The 20,186-nt window shown below is 57.3% G+C and carries 20 protein-coding genes and 1 tRNA gene; 8 read left to right on the top strand and 13 right to left on the bottom strand.

What is annotated here, in order from left to right; all coding sequences use genetic code 11:
- The first annotated feature begins 63 nt into the window (after window positions 1-63).
- The 6 genes from ACR1XU_RS03275 (at window position 64) to ACR1XU_RS03250 (ending at window position 5,942) form a co-directional block, all read left to right on the top strand.
- Window positions 64-1,245 carry an ABC transporter substrate-binding protein gene (locus ACR1XU_RS03275; RefSeq protein ID WP_170615018.1) on the top strand — a complete coding sequence of 394 codons (1,182 nt, stop codon included), beginning with the start codon at window positions 64-66 and terminating at the stop codon, window positions 1,243-1,245.
- Window positions 1,246-1,373: 128 nt separating this feature from the next.
- On the top strand, window positions 1,374-2,162 hold the full coding sequence (locus tag ACR1XU_RS03270; protein ID WP_170677143.1) for an ABC transporter ATP-binding protein: 789 nt from the start codon (window positions 1,374-1,376) through the stop codon (window positions 2,160-2,162).
- Window positions 2,159-3,001, top strand: a complete 843-nt coding sequence (locus tag ACR1XU_RS03265) for an ABC transporter ATP-binding protein (protein WP_170615016.1) — start codon at window positions 2,159-2,161, stop codon at window positions 2,999-3,001. Before ACR1XU_RS03270 ends, ACR1XU_RS03265 begins: the two co-directional genes overlap by 4 nt.
- A 181-nt stretch (window positions 3,002-3,182) precedes the next feature.
- A complete protein-coding gene (locus ACR1XU_RS03260) occupies window positions 3,183-4,193 on the top strand; it encodes a branched-chain amino acid ABC transporter permease (RefSeq protein WP_170615015.1) in 1,011 nt (336 codons plus the stop codon).
- Window positions 4,190-5,503: a branched-chain amino acid ABC transporter permease gene (locus tag ACR1XU_RS03255; protein WP_480811573.1), complete on the top strand. Its 1,314-nt coding sequence runs from the start codon at window positions 4,190-4,192 to the stop codon at window positions 5,501-5,503. Before ACR1XU_RS03260 ends, ACR1XU_RS03255 begins: the two co-directional genes overlap by 4 nt.
- Before the next feature lie 187 nt (window positions 5,504-5,690).
- On the top strand, window positions 5,691-5,942 hold the full coding sequence (locus tag ACR1XU_RS03250; protein WP_170677152.1) for a hypothetical protein: 252 nt from the start codon (window positions 5,691-5,693) through the stop codon (window positions 5,940-5,942).
- A 15-nt stretch (window positions 5,943-5,957) separates the two neighbouring features.
- Here the strand turns inward: ACR1XU_RS03250 and ACR1XU_RS03245 are convergent, their stop codons facing one another.
- Window positions 5,958-7,505, bottom strand: a complete 1,548-nt coding sequence (locus tag ACR1XU_RS03245; protein ID WP_480908520.1) for a helicase HerA-like domain-containing protein — start codon at window positions 7,503-7,505, stop codon at window positions 5,958-5,960.
- A 452-nt stretch (window positions 7,506-7,957) separates the two neighbouring features.
- On the opposite strand from ACR1XU_RS03245, the gene ACR1XU_RS03240 reads away from it, so the two are divergent.
- Window positions 7,958-8,560 carry an invasion associated locus B family protein gene (locus ACR1XU_RS03240; protein ID WP_170615011.1) on the top strand — a complete coding sequence of 201 codons (603 nt, stop codon included), beginning with the start codon at window positions 7,958-7,960 and terminating at the stop codon, window positions 8,558-8,560.
- A gap of 77 nt (window positions 8,561-8,637) precedes the next feature.
- Here ACR1XU_RS03240 and ACR1XU_RS03235 read toward each other — a convergent pair whose 3' ends face one another.
- The 4 genes from ACR1XU_RS03235 to ACR1XU_RS03220 are packed head-to-tail and all read right to left on the bottom strand — an operon-like array spanning window position 8,638 to window position 12,877.
- A complete protein-coding gene (locus ACR1XU_RS03235) occupies window positions 8,638-9,846 on the bottom strand; it encodes a beta-ketoacyl-[acyl-carrier-protein] synthase family protein (RefSeq protein WP_170615010.1) in 1,209 nt (402 codons plus the stop codon).
- 9 nt (window positions 9,847-9,855) lie between these two features.
- The gene (locus ACR1XU_RS03230) at window positions 9,856-10,113 is read right to left on the bottom strand and encodes an acyl carrier protein (RefSeq protein ID WP_170806364.1); all 258 of its coding nucleotides are present in this window, start codon (window positions 10,111-10,113) and stop codon (window positions 9,856-9,858) included.
- Between the two features lie 32 nt (window positions 10,114-10,145).
- Entirely contained in the window at window positions 10,146-11,237 is a 1,092-nt protein-coding gene (lpxD, locus tag ACR1XU_RS03225) for a UDP-3-O-(3-hydroxymyristoyl)glucosamine N-acyltransferase (RefSeq protein WP_480908518.1), read from the bottom strand.
- Window positions 11,238-11,272: 35 nt separating this feature from the next.
- Window positions 11,273-12,877: a L,D-transpeptidase family protein gene (locus tag ACR1XU_RS03220; RefSeq protein WP_480908516.1), complete on the bottom strand. Its 1,605-nt coding sequence runs from the start codon at window positions 12,875-12,877 to the stop codon at window positions 11,273-11,275.
- Window positions 12,878-13,233: 356 nt separating this feature from the next.
- On the opposite strand from ACR1XU_RS03220, the gene mepK reads away from it, so the two are divergent.
- The gene (gene mepK / locus ACR1XU_RS03215; protein ID WP_480811577.1) at window positions 13,234-13,803 is read left to right on the top strand and encodes a peptidoglycan L,D-endopeptidase MepK; all 570 of its coding nucleotides are present in this window, start codon (window positions 13,234-13,236) and stop codon (window positions 13,801-13,803) included.
- A 145-nt stretch (window positions 13,804-13,948) separates the two neighbouring features.
- On the opposite strand, the gene ACR1XU_RS03210 is transcribed toward mepK, so the two are convergent.
- The 8 genes from ACR1XU_RS03210 to sufB form a co-directional block, all read right to left on the bottom strand.
- Window positions 13,949-14,025 (bottom strand) — tRNA-Arg (locus tag ACR1XU_RS03210).
- Between the two features lie 66 nt (window positions 14,026-14,091).
- Window positions 14,092-15,312, bottom strand: a complete 1,221-nt coding sequence (locus ACR1XU_RS03205) for a cysteine desulfurase (protein ID WP_480908514.1) — start codon at window positions 15,310-15,312, stop codon at window positions 14,092-14,094.
- Window positions 15,313-15,323: 11 nt separating this feature from the next.
- Window positions 15,324-15,890 (bottom strand): Yip1 family protein, encoded by a 567-nt coding sequence (locus tag ACR1XU_RS03200; protein ID WP_480908513.1) that lies wholly within the window; start codon window positions 15,888-15,890, stop codon window positions 15,324-15,326.
- Window positions 15,887-16,372 carry a YIP1 family protein gene (locus ACR1XU_RS03195; RefSeq protein ID WP_170615003.1) on the bottom strand — a complete coding sequence of 162 codons (486 nt, stop codon included), beginning with the start codon at window positions 16,370-16,372 and terminating at the stop codon, window positions 15,887-15,889. Before ACR1XU_RS03195 ends, ACR1XU_RS03200 begins: the two co-directional genes overlap by 4 nt.
- Window positions 16,372-17,652, bottom strand: coding sequence for a SufB/SufD family protein (locus tag ACR1XU_RS03190; protein WP_170805686.1), 1,281 nt, complete (start codon window positions 17,650-17,652; stop codon window positions 16,372-16,374). The genes ACR1XU_RS03195 and ACR1XU_RS03190 overlap by 1 nt, the downstream gene beginning before the upstream one ends.
- Window positions 17,652-18,407, bottom strand: a complete 756-nt coding sequence (gene sufC / locus ACR1XU_RS03185; protein WP_170615001.1) for a Fe-S cluster assembly ATPase SufC — start codon at window positions 18,405-18,407, stop codon at window positions 17,652-17,654. Before sufC ends, ACR1XU_RS03190 begins: the two co-directional genes overlap by 1 nt.
- Before the next feature lie 51 nt (window positions 18,408-18,458).
- Window positions 18,459-18,662, bottom strand: a complete 204-nt coding sequence (locus ACR1XU_RS03180) for a hypothetical protein (RefSeq protein ID WP_480908511.1) — start codon at window positions 18,660-18,662, stop codon at window positions 18,459-18,461.
- Complete coding sequence (gene sufB, locus ACR1XU_RS03175; protein ID WP_480908509.1) at window positions 18,662-20,182, bottom strand: Fe-S cluster assembly protein SufB; 1,521 nt, start codon at window positions 20,180-20,182, stop codon at window positions 18,662-18,664. The genes ACR1XU_RS03180 and sufB overlap by 1 nt, the downstream gene beginning before the upstream one ends.
- Window positions 20,183-20,186 lie beyond the last annotated feature (4 nt).

Genomic DNA, 20,186 nt, shown 5'->3' with positions numbered 1-20,186 from the left:
TTTTTCGCATTGCTTGCCTAGGGTCATGGCCGGACGTTAACGTTCCAATATGGGAGTAACCTTATGAAAAAGCTGCTAACAGCAACTGCAGCAACCGCTTTGCTGGCCGGTACCGCCATGGCCGAAGATGTCAAACTTGGCATCCTGTTTGGCTTCACCGGCCCGATTGAATCTCTGGCACCGGCGATGGGGTCCGGCGCAGAAATGGCGATGGCCGAAGTCACGGAATCCGGCAAACTTTTGGATGGCGCAACCGTCACCGGAACCCGGGCCGATACCGGCTGCATCGACAACGGTCTGGCCACCTCGAACGGCGAACGCATGATTGCCGATGGCGTTGCCGGCATCATCGGCGGCGACTGCTCGGGTGTGACCGGCGCGATCCTGCAGAACGTCGCAATCCCGAACGGCATGGTCATGATCTCGCCGTCGGCAACGTCGCCCGGTCTGTCGACCATGGAAGACAACGGCCTGTTCTTCCGCACCGCACCTTCGGATGCGCGCGAAGGTCAGGTGATGGCAGACATTCTGAAAGACCGCGGCATCAACTCGATCGCTCTGACTTACACCAACAACGACTACGGCAAGGGTCTGGCGGACGCGATCCAGACTTCGTTCGAAGCAGCTGGCGGTGAAATCACCATAGTTGCGGCGCACGAAGACGGTAAAGCCGACTATTCGGCCGAAGTTGGCGCTCTGGCGTCGGCAGGTGGCGATATTCTGGTGGTTGCCGGTTATCTGGACCAGGGCGGTCTAGGCATCATCCAGTCGGCACTAGACAGCGGTGCATTCGACACGTTCGGTCTGCCCGGCGGCATGATCGGTGACTCGCTGCCCGCAAATGTGGGACCAGACCTGAACGGCTCGTTCGGTCAGATCGCCGGTTCGGGTGGTGAAGGTGCCGAGAAGTACTTTGCCATGGCCGAGGCCGGTGGCTTCGACGGCTCGTCGCCCTACTCGCCTGAATCCTATGACGCCGCCGCGTTGTTCATGCTGGCCATGCAGGCCGCAGGGTCGACCAACCCGGCGGACTACGGCGCCAAGATCATGGACGTCGCCAACGCTCCGGGTGAAAAGATCTATCCGGGTGAACTGGCCAAGGGTCTGGAACTGCTGGCCGCAGGTCAGGACATCGACTATGTCGGCGCCTCGGGCGTGGAACTGATCGGCCCCGGCGAGAGCGCTGGTTCTTACCGCGAGATCGAAGTGACCGACGGCGAAAACAAGACAGTCAACTTCCGTTGACGCCTCAGTACAAGTTATAAATCGAGCAGCCCGGGCCTTGTGTCCGGGCTGTTTCAATGACAAAAGACCGCACCTCTTCTCTGGGGATGGGACAACAAGAACGCCGAACAGGGCGGCAAGGGGATAATATGATCGTCGTCGAAGACGTGCATAAGCATTTCGGCGGGTTTCATGCGGTGGATGGGGCATCGCTGGAAATCCAAAAGGGTTCAATCACCGGTCTGATCGGGCCGAACGGGGCCGGAAAAACCACTCTGTTCAACGTGATCGCCGGGGTACTGCCCCCCACAAGCGGAAAAGTGCACATGGATGGCGAGGACATCACGGGCCTGCCTCCGCATGAGCTGTTTCACAAGGGCTTGCTGCGCACCTTCCAGATCGCGCACGAATTCTCATCGATGAGCTGCCGCGAGAACCTGATGATGGTTCCCGGTGCCCAATCAGGGGAATCGCTGTGGAACACGTGGTTCGGACGCAAGCGCATCGCAGATGAGGAACGCGCTTTGCGCGCGAAAGCCGACGAGGTTCTGGAGTTCCTGACCATCGAGCATCTGGCCGACCACAAGGCGGGTCAGGTTTCGGGCGGGCAGAAGAAGCTGCTGGAACTGGGCCGTACCATGATGGTCGACGCCAAGATCGTGTTTCTGGACGAGGTCGGCGCGGGCGTGAACCGCACCCTGCTGATGACCATCGCCGACACGATCCTGCGCCTGAACAAGGAACGCGGCTATACGTTTGTCGTCATCGAGCATGACATGGATTTCATTGGCAAGATCTGCGATCCGGTCATCTGCATGGCCGAGGGCAAGGTGCTGGCCGAAGGTACGCTGGACGAAATCAAGGCCAATGAGCACGTGATCGAAGCCTATCTGGGCACCGGTTTGAAAAACAAGGACAAGCTGGAGGCCCAATCATGACCGCTGGCACGAGCGACAATCCCTATCAGGATGACCACGGCAACAAGGACGCCTCGATCACCAACACCCGCGGTGCCGGCACCATGACGCCTGCACACAGTAAAAGCGGCGAAACCCACAGGGTCGAAGGTGGTCCCTTTCTGATCGGCGACACGATGACGGGCGGCTACGGTAAGGGCCCGGATATTCTGCATGACTGCACCATCGCCGTCGACAAGGGCGAAATCGCCGTGATCGTTGGCCCGAACGGCGCTGGCAAATCGACTGCGATGAAGGCCGTTTTCGGAATGCTGGACGTCCGGTCCGGTTCGGTGCGACTGGACGGCGAGGACATTACCAACCTCACCCCGCAGGATCGTGTGATCCGGGGGATGGGGTTTGTGCCGCAAACATCGAACATCTTCACGTCGATGACGGTTGAGGAAAACCTTGAAATGGGTGCCTTCATCCGCCGCGACGACATCAGCCAGACGATGGAGCAGGTCTATGACCTGTTCCCCATCCTGCGCGACAAGCGCAATCAGGCCGCCGGAGAGCTGTCAGGCGGCCAACGTCAACAGGTCGCCGTGGGCCGCGCGCTGATGACCCAACCCAAGGTGCTGATGCTGGACGAACCAACCGCCGGTGTCTCGCCCATCGTGATGGATGAGTTGTTTGACCGGATCATTGAGGTTTCCCGCACCGGGTTGCCGATCCTGATGGTGGAACAGAACGCCCGTCAGGCGCTTGAAATCGCAGACAAGGGTTATGTGCTGGTTCAGGGGCGGAATGCCTATACTGGCACGGGCAGGGAACTGCTGGCAGATCCCGAAGTTCGCAAGAGTTTTTTGGGGGGGTGAGAATGCGACGACTACACTCCGCTGCCATCGCCAATCTGCTAGCACTACAGTCTTTGAAAGCTCAGACAACATCGATCTCGGAGAATGGATCTTCAGTCCGTTCTCGTAACACTTCTACCGTCGGAGAGTTCGTAATCTCCCAATGGCATGGAAAATGCTCGTCATTCGGAGGAGCAAATTAATGGACTTCCTCAACGCCTTTGTGGCGCTCTCCAACTTCGTCCTTGTTCCCGCAATCGCCTATGGCAGCCAGTTGGCGCTGGGCGCTCTGGGTGTGACGCTGATCTATGGCATCCTCCGGTTCTCGAACTTTGCCCATGGCGATACGATGGCCTTTGGCGCGATGATCGCCGTGCTGGTCACGTGGGGCCTGCAGGCTGCCGGGGTCAGTTTCGGGCCGCTGCCGACCGCCTTGTTGGCCCTGCCCTTTGCCATTCTCGGCTGTATCGTTCTGGTGCTGATCACCGACAGGCTGGTTTACAGGTTCTACCGGGAACAAAAGGCCAAGCCGGTCATTCTGGTGATCGTGTCGATGGGCGTGATGTTCATCATGAACGGGCTTGTGCGGTTCATCATCGGGCCGGATGACCAAAGGTTCTCTGACGGCGCCCGGTTCATTGTTTCGGCGCGGGATTTCAAGGCGATGACCGGCCTGCAAGAAGGGCTGGCGATCAAGACCTCTCAGGGAATTACCGTGATCGTGGCGGTTGTTGCCGTGGCGCTGCTGTTCTGGTTCCTGAACAAGACCCGCACCGGTAAATCGATGCGGGCCTATTCGGACAACGAAGATTTGGCTCTGCTGTCAGGCATCAACCCTGAACGTGTTGTGATGATCACCTGGATCATCGTGGCTGCGCTGGCGACAACGGCGGGTGTGCTTTACGGCCTCGACAAAAGCTTCAAGCCCTTTGTCTATTTCCAGCTTCTGCTGCCGATCTTTGCCTCGGCCATCGTAGGCGGGCTTGGCAATCCTCTGGGCGCCATCGCGGGCGGGTTCATCATCGCGTTTTCCGAAGTGACGATCACTTACGCGTGGAAAAAGGTACTGACCTATCTGGCGCCGGAAAGTCTGGAGCCGTCAGGCTTGGTCCAGTTCCTGTCCACCGATTACAAATTCGCCGTCAGCTTTGCGATCCTGCTGATTGTGCTGCTGTTTAAGCCCACGGGTCTGTTCAAGGGGAAAGTGATATGAGCGAGCCCGTCAAAAACACACTGCTATTTGTTGTCGTTGGCGGTCTGATCCTGCTGACCGGGTTCACGCAAAGCTGGAACGCGGCGATCCTGATCCTGAACATGGGCCTGATCTCGGCCATCATGTCCATTGGGGTGAACCTGCAATGGGGCTTTGCGGGCCTCTTCAATGTCGGCGTCATGGGCTTTGTCGCGCTGGGCGGGCTGGCTGTTGTGCTGGTTTCGACCGCGCCAACGCCGGGAGCCTGGTCCGGTGGTGGCTTTGGTGTGATCCTCGCGCTGTTGCTGGGGGCCGCAACCGTCGTTGCGGCCGTGATGGTTGCACAGAAGATGCCCAAGGGGCGCACACAGACCCTGGCAATCATTGGTATTCTGGTCGTTGGCTTCTTTATCTACCGCGCCATCTTCGATCCCAACGTTGCCGCAATCGAGGCGATTGACCCCGCCGTTGCAGGCAATATCGGCGGTCTGAACTTGCCCGTGCTGTTGGCCTGGCCTGCTGGTGGACTGCTGGCCGCAGGTGCGGCTTGGCTGATCGGCAAGACAGCACTGGGTTTGCGCTCGGACTATCTGGCAATTGCGACGCTCGGTATCGCCGAGATCATCATTGCGATCATGAAGAACGAGGACTGGCTGGCGCGTGGTGTCAAGAACGTCTACGGCATTCCCCGCCCTTCCCCTGTGGTCGGGTATGAGGTCGACCTGCAGAATGACCCCGGCTTCGTTGCCCGTGCCGAATGGTTCGGACTGGACCCTGTGACGGCTTCAACACTGTCCGTGAAACTTGGCTATTCCTTGCTGTTCCTAATTGTCCTTTTGGTTCTGCTGTGGATGGCGCAGATGGCATTGAAAAGCCCGTGGGGTCGCATGATGCGCGCCATTCGCGACAACGAGGTCGCCGCCGAGGCGATGGGCAAGGACGTCACCCGCCGCCACCTGCAGATCTTCGTTCTGGGCTCGGCCATTTGTGGCATAGCGGGCGCGATGATGACCACGCTGGACGGACAACTGACGCCGGGAACCTACAACCCGCTGCGGTTCACCTTCCTTGTCTGGGTCATGGTGATCGTGGGCGGATCGGGCAACAACTTTGGTGCCGTCCTTGGTGCGTTCCTGATCTGGTTCCTTTGGGTTCAGGTAGAACCCATCGGTCTGTGGCTGATGAATCTGATCACTGCGGGTATGCCTGACGGAAGTGCACTCAAAGCGCACCTGATCGACAGCGCTGCGCATATGCGGTTGTTTACCATGGGATTGATTCTATTGATTGTTCTTAGATTCAGCCCGCGTGGTTTGATCCCCGAAAAATAATTTCAAACTTCTTACAATTGAGTGAACCGCGCCGGCTGGCCGGCGCGGTTTGTTGCATCGATAAGAAAAACTGACTAGACGGGTATATCAGCCAGATGGTTTCTGGCTGTTGTTCGGCACTCACTCACACCTAAACCGCCGATCTGTAACGATTCTGTATGTTAACCTAGAAAAGTTGTGTTCCACCATGAAAGCACCAACCACCAAAGCAGCCCTGGTTCTGCCTGTTCTCGCGGCTATGACAGCCTGCGTTCCGTCCCCAGAAAGCCTTGAAACAACACCTGTCCAGGTCCAAACACCAAAAGGGGTTGTGACCTGCCAGCTCTATACTCTGAACCGGGTCATTTGGGATCGGGCCATCGATTATCCGGCAACCAAGATGTCAGTCGCCGAGGCGGACGCATACTGCCGACAGGAAGGTCAGCGCCGCCTCAATTAGAAACGGCGCATTCACTCAGCGATTGCGAAACAACCCGCCAAGTATGCCACGCACGATGCGACGGCCTGTCGTCCCTTTCAGTTCCTTGATCACCGCCTGACTCATGGCTGATGCAAACGTATCCTGTTTCCGCGAAACGCGGGAAGAGGATCGGCTGACGCGCTGCCCTGAATACCTGCGGGCCGCGGCAAACTCGCGCTCGGCAGGTGTCTGTGTTTCAAACAGCTCTTCTGCCTCGGCAGCTTCGGCTTCCTTTGCTGCTGCGTCGGCCCGGGCCTGAAGTATTTCAAACGCCGACTTTCGATCGACGGGCTGATCGTATTTTGCCCGCATCCTCGACGCATCAAGGATCGCCTGCCGTTCGCTTTGCGTGATCGGGCCAAGCTGGGACCCCGGTGGCCGGATCAATGTGCGCTCGACGATCCCGGGTATGCCCTTCTTCTGCAGCATTGACGTTACCGCCTCACCCACACCGACCTCTCGGATGGCTTCCTCGGTATCGAACTCGGGATTCTCACGATAGGTTTCCGCAGCCAACCGCAGGTTCTTGCGATCCCGTGCCGTGAAAGCCCGCAAAGCATGCTGAATGCGGTTGCCCAACTGGCCCAGAATATCCTCGGGTATGTCGGCCGGGTTTTGGGATATGAAATACACACCGACCCCCTTTGACCGGATCAGGCGCGCGACCTGTTCAACTTTGTCCACCAGAACCTTCGGGGCATCATCGAACAGCAGATGGGCTTCGTCGAAAAAGAAAACCAGTTTGGGTTTCTCGGGGTCGCCCACTTCGGGCAGTTCTTCGAACAGCTCGCTCAGCAGCCACAGCAGAAACGTTGCGTATAGTCGAGGCGCGCCCATCAACTTGTCCGAGGCCAGAATGTTCACCATCCCCTGCCCGCTCTGATCGGTTCGCATCAGATCCGACAGATCCAGCGCTGGCTCTCCGAACAGTTTGGTTCCGCCCTGGTTTTCAAGAACCAGCAAGCGGCGCTGAATCGCCCCGATCGACGCTGTCGAGACATTGCCGTATCGTAGGGACAACTGCGCGCGGTTTTCACCGATCCAGACCAGCAGAGCCTGCAGGTCCTTGAGGTCCAGCAGTGGCATACCTTCTTCGTCGGCCACACGAAATGCGATGTTCAGGATTCCTTCCTGTGCCTCGCTCAGTTCCATCAGACGCGACAACAGCAAGGGACCCATCTCGGTGACGGTGGTTCGGACCGGATGTCCCTGCTCGCCAAACAGGTCCCAGAACGTCACCGGACAGGCAGCGTAGGCGAAATCAGTCAGCCCGATGCGTTGCGCGCGATCCTGAAACGCCTGATGCAATTTGTGATCCGGGCTTCCTGACAAGGCCAGACCAGACAGGTCACCTTTGATATCTGACAGAAACACAGGCACGCCCGCCTTAGAGAAACCTTCGGCCAGAATTTGTAGCGTAACGGTCTTGCCTGTCCCGGTGGCCCCGGCGATCAAACCGTGTCGGTTGGCATATTTCAGCGTCAGACCCTGCGGTTCAGCGTAATCCTTGCCACCGCCACCCAGGAAAATACTGTTGTTCATGAATTATTCGCCTTGCTTATCACCGATCCCACGACAGCATACAAAGTTAACCTTTGACTGCGATAGTTTATTTGCCGCCTCATGGGCGAAGGCTCCGGGGTGGCAGACTTCCTCCCTGTCGACTGGCCGTGCCTTCGGGCACGGCATTTTTGTTTTCGGCCCGCATTAAAATGAACTGGTCAGTATATTAAAAATTCAGGTTAGCAGTTGACCCGTGCGCCCCCCTTTCGTAACGTCTGCGCATAAATAAGTCGGCCAGTCCGACGGGGAGAAAATTCTAGGAAGGGAGCCGCTCCACCGGCTCCCTTTTTCATTGGCCCGGACGTTGTAAATACCAGTGCAAATGGGCAAGAATCCGTTCACATCCGTCCAATAATGCAGCTTAGTGACTGACACCCTGTTTTAACGGTGATAGACCGGGCAAAAAGCTCAATCACGCAACCGAGGCACTCATGATCAAGAACATCCTGTCTTTCAGCCTTGTTTCCGCGGCACTCTGGTGCAGCACCGCAGCCGCGCAGGAAACATCTCAGGACGACCAAACTCCGGCAGAGACACCGCAGACGGAAGCGGCTTCCGATCTCGACCTGGGCGAAACCGGTCCGCGCGTAGGTGAACAATACGTCAAAGAGCAAAGCGGCGACTGGGAAATCAGATGCCTCAAAACAGAAGCAGGTAAGGACCCCTGCTTGCTGCGGCAGACGCTGTCCGGGCAAGAAGGCCAGCCAATTGCGGAGATATCGGTCAACAAATTGCCCGAAGGTGTCGCAGCAGTTGCAGGCGCAACAGTCATTGTACCGCTCGAAATCATGTTGCAAGCGCAACTGGCTTTGTCGATCGATGGCGCTCCGGGGAAACGTTATGACTACCACCATTGCAACCCCATCGGCTGCGTGGCCCAGCTTGGGTTCACTCAAGGCGATGTCGATGCCATGAAGGCCGGCAGCACGGCCAAAATGTCTGTCGTCTCGGTTCTGGCACCCAACCAACTTCTTGAGATTGAGATTTCTCTGGCAGGGTTCACTGCAGGATTCGACAAGTTGGAAATCAACTGAACATCATCCGGACCAACAATCAAAGACGCCGTCGAATAATCTTCGGCGGCGTTTTTGGTTTGTAAGCTATTTTGGCTTCAGATCCGCTTCAATGCCAGGACTGCATTCAATCCGCCAAAGGCAAACGCGTTGCTGAGTGCAACGTCAACTTTTGCTTCGCGCGCAATATTTGGGACCACATCCAGCGCACATTCCGGATCAGGCTCCTCATAGCCGATTGTCGGGGCAACTATCCCGTCCCGCAAAGCCATGATGCAGGCCAGCAGTTCCACCGCTCCGGTCCCGCCGATCAGATGTCCATGCATGGACTTTGTGGACGAGATCATAAGATCATCCGCATGCGGTCCAAAAACGTCCGCGACCGCTGCACATTCAGTTTTGTCGTTGGCGGCGGTGCCGGTCCCATGGGCGTTAATGTAGCCCACTTCGCTCGCGTTCAGCTTTGCATCAGCCAGGGCCCCGGCCATCGCACGGGATGCCCCCTGTTTGCTGGGCATGACAATATCGGATGCATCAGACGACATTGCAAAACCCACAACCTCGCACAGGATGTCAGCGCCGCGCGCACGCGCATGTTCATATTCTTCAAACACGAACACCCCGGCGCCCTCGCCCTGGACCATACCGTTTCGATTGGCACTGAACGGTCGACATGCGTCCTTGGACATAACGCGCAGGCCTTCCCAGGCCTTTACGCCCCCGAAACACAACATGGATTCCGAACCGCCAGTGATCATCGTGGGCGCAGCCCCGCTGCGAACCATTTGGAAAGCCTGTGCCATAGCATGATTTGACGAGGCGCACGCCGTCGAAACGGTAAAGCTCGGGCCTTTGAGGTTATGCTCCATTGACACATGGCTGGCGGCTGCGTTGTTCATCAACTTGGGAACAACAAAAGGATGTACGCGGTTCTTGCCGTCTTCGTAGACCGACCGGTAATTGTCGTCCCATGTGGAAACACCGCCACCGGCCGTTCCCAGAACGACACCGGAACGCGCCGCAAGATCGCCATGAAATTCGATCCCGGACTGATCGATGGCCTCTTTGGCAGCCGTCAATGTGAATTGGGTAAACCGATCATAGAGCGACATTTGCTGGCGATTGAACCGGCCTTCGGCCTCGAACCCCCTGACCTGCCCACCGATCTTGATAGCCAAACGATCGACATCGCGAAACTCAAGTTCAGAGATGCCGCAGCGGCCTTCGCGCATGGCCTCCAGCGTATCGGGAACGGAATGGCCCAGCGAGTTGATCGTGCCCGCCCCGGTAATGACAACGCGTTTCATGAGGCTCAGTCAGACCTTTTCCGACACAAGCTTTTCGATACCTGAAATGATGGCTGCAACATTTGAGATGTCGAAATCGCTGGCCGTCGGTTCGTTGGCATTGAACGGCACCGAGATGTCGAACTCTTCCTCGATGGCAAAGATGCTTTCAACCAGGCCCAGACTGTCGATACCCAGGTCCTCGAGCGTACTTTCGGGCGTCACATCCGAAGGCTCCAGCACGGCTTGCTCAGCTATGATGGAGATGACGCGGTCGGTGATGCTCATATCGGTCCTCTGATTATCACGGTGGTTGTGATTTAATCGCTCGAAGACTGTTTGAAAACAGCCTTTTTCAGCGCCTCTACGTCACGCGCCATGCGCGGCAAGCGGCGTTGGGCCTTGTAGATATCGGTATGAGATTCCATTTTTATGCCCGGATAGCCCATAATTACGCGCCCTGCCGGAACATTGGACAGGATCTTGGTGCCCCCGCCGGCAATCACGCCATCCCCGATGAAAATGTTGTCCACGACGCCGGTCTGGCCGCCCAGCACAACATGATTTCCGATCTCAACGGACCCCGAAACACCGGTCTGCCCGCACAACAGGCAGTCCTGCCCAACGCGCGTGTTGTGTCCCACGTGGACCAGGTTATCCAGCTTGCAACCCGAGCCGATCACGGTGTTGCGTATGGTGCCGTTGTCAACGGTGCAGTTCGCGCCGACCTCAACATCATCGCCGATTTCCACCGCGCCCAGCGAATGGATTCTCAGCCAGTTCTGGGCCTTGGCATCCCCCGCATCTCCCATCGTTTTGCGAACGTTTTCCACGCCAGACACTTCCGGAGTGACAAAGCTGAACCCGTCGCTGCCAATGCGCGCACCCGGTTGCGCGACAAAGCGGTCACCGATCTTTGCACGTGCACCGATGCTGACCATTTCTCGCAGAACCGCAGATTCTCCCAGAACGGCGTCCATGCCGACAACGCAATGCGCGCCGATAACCGAACCGGCCCCAATGCGAGCCCGCGCACCAATGACCGTGAGTGGGCCAATCGAAACGTTTTCGGCAATCGTTGCGGTCGAGTCGACTACGGCCGAAGGGTGAATACCCGGAGCAACCCCCTGGCCTCGGTCTAGCATCGCCGTAATTCCTGCCATCGCCATCCGCGGGCGCGGCACAAAGATAGCGGCCTGCAAGCCCATCCCCTGCCAGTCCGCGCCTTCCCACACAACCGCAGCCTTTGCCGACCCGCCGGACAATGCGTCGGCGTATTTGGGCGACATGGCCATGGCCAGATCATCTGCGCCTGCATCGCCCGGTTCGGCGGCACGATAGACGATCAGGCTGGTATCGCCCAGGCATTCGGCGTCCAGCGCTTCGGCGATTTGCTTGATTGTGAATTGCATAGAGGGCTTCCTTGTATCAGGACTTGCCCCAGTGATTACCCCTGAACGTCCGGCAGGACCACCCCTGCCTTTTGCAGAGCCTCCCAGATCTTGCGATCGCGGTCGTAGACATCCCGGCGGTACTGAACTTCACCCTTTGGGCCGACATACGCCGTCCGATAGATGATGTGAACAGGAACCGACTGCGCGAGGTTTACCTTTGTTTCCTTGCCGGTATTCAGAACCCTGTGAAAAAAAGCCTTGGGGTCCTCTTCCTGCCGGGCCAGCAAGGCATAGGCGAACTCGAAGGGCTGCGCCAGGCGGATGCAGCCATGCGAGAAAGCGCGAACCTCGCGGGCAAACAGGTTTTTATGCGGCGTATCATGCAGATAGATGTTGTGCTTGTTTGGGAACATGAACTTCACCAGGCCCAACGCATTGCTTTTGCTGGGTGGTTGCCGCATCGCGAACGGAAAATCCCGTGCAGTGAATTGCGTAAAGTCCACGGCGCCACGATTGACCTGACGGCCACTTCGGTCCGTGATCTGAATGTGACCAACCGCGTTTGGGTTGGACTGAAGTTTTGGCAAATATTCCTTGGTGATGATCGAGCGTGGTACGTACCAGCTGGGATTAATCACCATGTGTTCCATCATGTCCGAGAATTCGGGACTGCGCCGATCATGGGTGTTCTTGCCGATGACGGCCCGCGTCTCAAATGATACCTGACCTTCATCCACGATCTTCGCCGAGAAGTCAGCCTGGTTCACCAAGATATGACGCGCGCCACGTGAGTGTGGCAACCAACGCTCCCGCTCAAGCGCGACGTAGACAGCTTTGAGCCTGTCGCTGGCCGGACGGTTGATTTCGGTCAGAGTTCCATTTCCGGCAACGCCATCCGATTCAAGCCCATGGGCAGTCTGAAACGCCCGCACGGCCTCCAGCATTGCGGCATCAAATTCCGGGCTGGCGGTTGGTCTCAGGTAACCCATAGCCACCAAACGGTCACGCAACCGAATGACATTGGGTCCGGTATCACCGTATTCGAGTTTTGCAACCGGTACAGTCGGCCCCCAACCGCCCTGCTTAACCAGGTTTTCAAGGACCATTTTCTGTTTCAGCAAAGACCGGTATTGCAGGGACTCTGGCACCAGTTGTTCTATGTACGTCGCCCCTGTGGCTGATGCGACACCTTGCAAATGTTCCTGCGGCGACCTGCGATCGACTTCGCGCACCAAACCATCGTCAATCTGTGAAGGGCTCAACACGCCCGAGTACATATCCGTAGCATAACGCAGGAAAACCCGGCTTAAATCCGCTTCGATTGCACCCAAGTCCCTCTGGGAACGGGCATCGCGCATCTGCCCAAGCAAAGCCTGGACATCATAACGCGCATCCGGCAACCCGTGGAACGCGGCATTGGACAGGGCCTTAATCAAAGCGGCCCGGCGTTCAGCATGCTGTTCGGTCTGCCCAACCCAGATCGGCGAAAACCCGTTTTTTTTGTAGTATTCAGCCAGCGAAGACCCCGAATCCAGCGACTCGGCAACCGCCATGCGGAAGGCAGTCGGTGGGTTTGTCTCGGAATCGGCAAAGGCCGCTGTTGCTGCGAAACAGGCGGTCGCGAGGATACTGGTACAGGTCCGGAAAACAGAAAACATGAGATGGCCTTGGTTATTCAATGCTTTGCACCGATACATTCAGCGCCGAGCCAGTATGATTGGCGGACCGCCCGATTGTCTATTCACAAATTCATCAAATCTGCGCTTCTAACATCTGCTGATGCGTGATTGCATCGCCTTGGAAAGTGATTTCCCTAACCTTCTGTAATATATGCATCGCTGCATCAGTTGCGCAAAAACCTGCCGATATTTCCCCCTTGAAATGATGTATCCGAAAGATTTCTTGGCGGACGAATCCGTCTGTGTCATAACTTCCGCATCTGGGATGGGAAAAAATTAATACGGCGCACGTAACATCGTGTGCAGGCAGGAACTAGTACGGGACGAAAAACGAAATGACCAAGAGCAGTGCTTCGGGCTTGACCCGGCGTGCCCTATTGGGTGCGTTCGCGGCCACAGCGGTAGTAGCCGCACCGACCTATTCCAATGCAGCAGGATTCCTTCGCGGCGGCGGTGATATTCGCCGCATTCGCATGTATTCCGGGCGCACCGGTGAACGCATCGACATGATTTACTGGGTTGACGGCAATTACATCAAAGACGCCGTCAAGGAAGTGAACCACTTCATGCGCGACTGGCGTACCGATCAGTCCAAGTCCATGGACCTGCGCACAATTGACATCATGGCCGCATCTCACAACCTGCTGGATGTCAACGAACCCTACATGCTGTTGTCCGGCTACCGGTCCCCTCAGACTAACGCGATGCTGCGATCGAAATCCCGCCGCGTTGCCAAGAATTCCCTGCACATGAAGGGCCAGGCCGCTGACTTGCGGTTGTCTTCACGCTCGGTTTCGCAAATGGCCAAAGCCGCCATTTCCTGCCGTGCAGGGGGCGTCGGTAAATACCACCGCTCGAATTTTGTCCACATGGACTGCGGCGAGGTTCGCAGCTGGGGCGGCTAAACACTACGTACAATTTCGAAGTGACGAGCGCCTTTGGGCGCTCTTTTTTTGTAGATGAAGGCAGGAACACGTTGGGTGTTCGAACAGAGCATTTGCTGCGGAAACGCTACTCGCTCATGTGCCCGAAACATCTAATTTAGATAGATGGCGCACCTGAGAGGATTCGAACCTCTGGCCTCTGCCTTCGGAGGGCAGCGCTCTATCCAGCTGAGCTACAGGTGCCTTGGCCGTTAGCTAACCTTGTTCCGTTCCGGGTGCAACTGCAAATCTGTCGCCCGACATCAGGTTTCACGCGAACAGATCGTGGGCCAGTTCCAGTGCATCGATCAGTGTGTCGACCTCGTCAGTGGTATTGTAAAGCCCGAAGCTGGCGCGGCATGTGGCCGTTACCCCCAGATGATCCATCAACGGACCGGCGCAGTGATGACCGGCGCGAACGGCGACGCCTTTTTTGTCCAGAATGGTCGACACATCATGCGCGTGCCCTGCCCCGTCCAGTGTAAAGCTGAAAATAGCGGCCTTGTCCGGGCGTGTGCCCTGCACCTGCACCCAGTTCAGGCCGGTCAGACGCTGCATGGCGTAGTCCCGCAATGTGGATTCGTGGGCGGCAATGTTCTCCATTCCCAGATCCATCATATAATCCAATGCCACACCCAGCCCGATTGTCTGAACGATCCCGGGTGTACCGGCCTCGAACTTCATCGGCGGATCGTTATAGATCACCTGATCTTTGCTGACCTCTTTGATCATGTCGCCGCCGCCGATAAACGGGCGCATTTCGGCCATGCGGTCGGACTTGATGTAGATAGCCCCCGAACCGGACGGGCCATACAGTTTGTGCCCGGTGATCGCGTAGAAATCGCACCCAATGTCCTGCACGTTGACAGGCATGTGCACGGCACCCTGACTGCCATCCACCAGAACAGGCACACCTTTTGCGTGGGCTCCTTTTGTGATCGCCTTAACGTCAACGACCGTTCCCAGCACGTTCGAGCATTGCGTCACAGCAACAAGCTTTGTGCGCGGTGTGATGGCGTCAATCACGGCCTGCGGGTCCAGTCCGCCGTCCGGGCCCACATCGACCCACTTCAGGACCACGCCCTGACGTTCCCGCAGGAAATGCCAGGGAACGATATTGGCGTGATGCTCCATGACACTCAGAACGATTTCATCCCCGGCTTTCAGGCGCGGCATGGCCCAGCCATAGGCGACAAGGTTGATGCCTTCGGTTGTGCCGGAGTTCAGAACGATTTCATTCTCATCCGCCACACCCAGAAACCGGGCAACCGTGCCGCGGACGGCCTCGTACTTTTCCGTCGCGAGATTGGACAGGTAGTGCAGACCGCGATGCACGTTCGAGTATTCCTCGGCATAGGCGCGGGTAACTGCATCAATCACCACCTGTGGCTTCTGCGCCGAGGCACCATTGTCCAGATAAGTCAGGGGTTTCCCATTCACCTCTCGTGACAGGATGGGAAAATCAGAGCGGATTCTCTGAACATCATACATGGTCATATTCCCTATACGGGCCCGCTTGGGGTCAGGAGGAGGACAAAAGGTATCGCAATCAGCGCGGCCAGCAAGATCAGGCCAAACGCCTTTCCCAAGGATGCGAACTGATGCGCCTCGTTCAGGAAATGCAGGGTGATATAAAAACTGACCAACGCCGTTGCCAGCAACATTGGAACCATCAGGAACGGCAGTGTCATTGCTATGACCAGCGTAGCCAGCAAGGCAAGTATCTGGAGGAACTGCAGCCAGATCATCAGAACCATGATGTCTTCAAACGTGGCGCGTCCGCCCAGAAGTCGACCGACAAACAGAAAGGACGCGACGCTCAGCAGCATTGCACCCGCTGACGTTACCAGATTCATGAGGACCGGACCGGGTGCCTGCGCCACATCCGGGCCAGTCAGCCAGACAAAGTAGTCAAGGCCGAACTGTACAATGGAGTTGAGCACGACAGCCAGAAAAAACGCCAGCCACAGGATCTCGCGCCCGGGGCGCAATGTCATCAGGCGTCGGGCTGCCTCGGCCGGGCTGACCAAAGTCATCACCGCGAGGTTCCCCAGAAAACTCAGATTCATGTCTCAGGCCTTTGTGCTTGTCTGAGGCCTGACAACCAGAACCAGACAAAGACTGCAACCCAAAGTAGCCCAACTACGGACAAGGTAGGCCCCGGACCGATAAATCCGGCCACCAAACCGTTCAAAAGAACCAACGGCGCGGACGACAGCAACGCCCAGAACAAAGCCAACCGCGCGCCGTAGGCGGAACCGCTCCCACCCATAAGCCGTGCAGCCCAATGAGACACAAGGGCCACAAAATACAGAAGCAATGGCAGGATGATAACCGACCCCAACAAGGCACCGCCCAGCAGCATGTTCAGCTCGACACCTTCCAGGTGCGCGCGCCGGGCCATTCCAGGCATCTGCGCGACAAAGGCGATTGTGCAGAAGGCCATGACAAAAGCCAGCGCCCGGTCTTCACGTGGCCCCATATCCAGAAGCCTGCGCATGACACGCCCCGGCCCCCTGTACGTGGCCACGATATCCGTCGTCACAGGCATCAGCTGCGACGCGCCAGCCAGCCTTCCAGACGGGTCACGATGGCTTGGGCAAGCACCTCGTTTTCAATCTCGTCCACCGCTTCGGCCAGAAAGGCCAGCGTCAGCATGTTAGTGGCGTCTTTGAGCGATACCCCACGCGAACGCAGATAAAACAAGGCCGTTTCGTCAATCGCACCCGATGTGGACCCGTGCGAACAGGCCACATCATCGGCGTAGATTTCCAGTTCGGGCTTGGCCAGAAACTGGCTGTCATCATCCAGCAGCAAGGACTGGCTGATTTGATAGCCGTCAGTTTTCTGAGCACCCGCTTTCACAAGGATTTTGCCCTGGAACACGCCTGTTGCGCCATTCCGCAGAACTTTCTTGAAGACCTGGCGGCTTTCACAATTTACCGCGTCGTGGGTCACGAACACCGTGTCGTCGTGATGGAAATTACCATCTCCGACGCAGGCACCCGCCACATGAGCAACTGCGTCATCGCCAGTCAGCTCGACCACCTGCTCGTTTCGCGTCAGAACTCCGTTCACCGTTAGAGTAAAGGATTTGTAAACCGACTCGTGACCCAAACGCGTGAACATATGCGTGGCTGCGCGGCGCTCATGATCCCGACCCTGCGCACGCACGTGATGCAGCGTGCCGCCGTCGGCAATGTCGATCTCCATGCATTTGTTAAACCGTGAAGCCGCCGGGCCGTTTTCCAGAATGGTCACCTCGGCTCCGCTTTCGACGCGCACGATGTGATGCAACATGGCGTCCGAGGTTTCAGAGGCATGCTGATAGATCAGGCTGATTGGCTTGCTGGGCGTGCCAGTCACGTGAATCGCAACACCATCGGCCGCAAAGGCCGTATTCAACGCCGCCAGAGGCCGCTGAACCGGGGTCTGCCCGCGCGCTTCAAGAACGCCGTACAACTCCTTGGCCCAATGGATATCTTTGCAACAGATGTCTTCGATCCGATCGATCGTCACACCTTCAAGCGTCAGGTCATCGGAATCCTCAGCGCTGAACACACCGTCGATGAACACGATTTTCAACCGGTCGAGATCATGGAACAGCAACGGCTCATCGGACCGGAACAGAGCGGCCTGAGGAGCCTCTGGCGAAATCAGCGTGTCCGGGCGGGTGTATTTCCAATACTCATCGCGCCGTCCCGGCAGGCCCATTTCCAGAACTCGCGCCAGCGCATCTTCGCGGGCGGCACGCGTGCATCCGGCGTCGGGCATGACCAGACTGGCCAGCCGCGCCTCGGTCGCGGTTTGTTTAACTTCGGGCAGCCCCATCAGTTCACCTCGGCCAGAATGTCGGCATAGCCGTTGTTTTCAACTTCCAGCGCCAGTTCCGGGCCACCGGTTTTGACGATCCGACCGTCTGCCATGATGTGCACGACGTCGGGTTTGATATGGTCCAGCAGACGCTGATAGTGCGTAATCACCAGGAAACCACGGCCTTCGTCGCGTAGTGCGTTCACACCTTCGGCCACCAGCTTCATCGCATCCACGTCCAGACCCGAGTCCGTTTCGTCCAAGATGCACATCTTAGGCTCCAGCATCGCCATCTGCAGAATTTCGTTCCGCTTCTTCTCACCACCCGAGAAGCCGACGTTGACAGGACGCTTGAGCATATCCGCGTCGATCTTCAGCGATTTCGCCTTGGCGCGTACTTCTTTCAGGAAGTCGGCGGCCGAAAGCTCCTCCTCACCGCGCGCCTTGCGCTGAGCGTTTACGGCAGTGCGCAAGAACGTCATGTTGCCCACGCCGGGGATTTCGACTGGGTACTGGAACGCCAGAAAGATACCCGCGGCGGCACGCTCTTCCGGTTCCATTTCCAGAAGATCCTCGCCGTCCAGGGTGGCCGATCCTTCGGTCACTTCGTAACCATCACGGCCCGACAGCACATAGCTGAGTGTCGACTTGCCCGAGCCGTTCGGACCCATAATCGCGTGCACTTTACCTGCCTCGACAGTCAGGTCGACGCCTTTGAGGATTTGCTTCTCCTCTTCCTCAAGTTTCACGTGCAGGTTCTTGATTTCCAGCATTTTTTGTCCTTTTGCGTACCGCAAGGGGCATCCGATAGCCCCAGTCAATGTCTATCCCAGCATCCGGCGCATGAGGCGTGCAGCAACCCATCCCAGGATCGCTCCTCCACCGACTGCCCAAACCGGGTTGATGAAGTTCATGTGATTGATGTTGACATAGGCAACACCCAGCAATCCGCCCAAAACCGGGAGTGCGTAACCCAACAGGGTCAACACGTCATCCTTTCGGATGGTCTTGCCAGGCTTACGAGCCATCAGCCAACCGAGCCTTCGAGAGAAATGGCAACCAGCTGCTGCGCTTCCATCGCGAATTCCATCGGCAGCGCCTGAAGCACGTCCTTGCAGAATCCGTTGACGACCAGCGCCACGGCTTCTTCCTCGTCCATACCGCGCTGGCGGCAGTAGAACAGCTGGTCGTCGTCCACCTTGGACGTCGTCGCTTCGTGCTCAACCCGGCTCGAGTTGTTCTTGACCTCGATATACGGCACCGTGTGGGCCCCGCATTTGTCGCCGATCAGCAAACTGTCGCACTGGGTATAGTTGCGGCTGTCCTTGGCTTTGGGGTGCATCGACACCAGCCCGCGATAAGTGTTCTGAGCCTTACCCGCACTGATCCCCTTGGACACAATCCGCGACTTAGTGTTCTTGCCCAGATGAACCATCTTCGTACCGGTATCGGCCTGCTGATAGTTGTTGGTGATGGCGATCGAGTAGAACTCGCCCTGACTGTCATCACCGCGCAGGATGCAGGACGGATACTTCCAGGTCACGGCAGAACCGGTCTCGACCTGCGTCCACATCACCTTGGACCTGTCGCCCCGGCAGTCGGCACGCTTGGTCACGAAGTTGTAAATGCCGCCCTTGCCGTTCTCGTCCCCGGGGAACCAGTTCTGAACGGTCGAGTATTTCACCTCGGCATCTTCTTCGACGATGATTTCGACCACGGCTGCGTGCAGCTGCGCGGTGTCGCGCTGCGGCGCAGTGCAGCCTTCCAGGTAGGACACATACGAGCCCTTGTCGGCGATGATCAGGGTCCGCTCGAACTGACCGGTGTTTTCCGCGTTGATGCGGAAATAGGTGCTCAGCTCCATCGGGCAGCGCACGCCCGGCGGAATGTAAACGAAAGATCCGTCCGAGAACACGGCAGAGTTCAAAGTGGCATAAAAGTTGTCGGATACCGGAACCACGGTGCCGAGATATTTTTTGACAAGTTCGGGATGCTCTTTGATCGCCTCTGAAATCGAACAGAAGATCACACCGGCCTTTTTCAGTTCTGCCTGAAAGGTCGTGCCGACAGAAACCGAGTCAAAAACCGCGTCCACCGCGACTTTGCGGCCCTCTGCAGGGGCGTCTTCCGCCCCGTCAACGCCAGCCAGAATCATCTGTTCTTTCAGTGGGATACCCAGCTTTTCGTATGTGGCCAGCAGCTTAGGGTCGACGTCATCCAGCGACTTGGGCTTCTCTTCCATCGACTTGGGGCGGGCATAGTAATACTGATTCTGAAAGTCGATCTTGGGATAATTGACCATCGCCCAGGTCGGTTCGTCCATCTGGGTCCAGCGGTCGAACGCGGCCAGGCGCCATTCGGTCATCCATTCCGGCTCTTCATTCTTTTCTGAGATCAGACGGACGATATCCGGGTTCACGCCCTTGGGCGCGTATTCCATTTCGATTTCGGTTTCCCAGCCGTACTTGTAGGTTCCGACCTCACGCACCGCATCCACGGTTTCCTGATCGACACCTTCTTTTACCTGGGTCTGGTCCAAAGCGGCCATATGA

It is taken from the genome of Ruegeria sp. D1(2025) (assembly GCF_056536425.1).
This window is presented reverse-complemented; position numbering and strand designations above follow the sequence as displayed.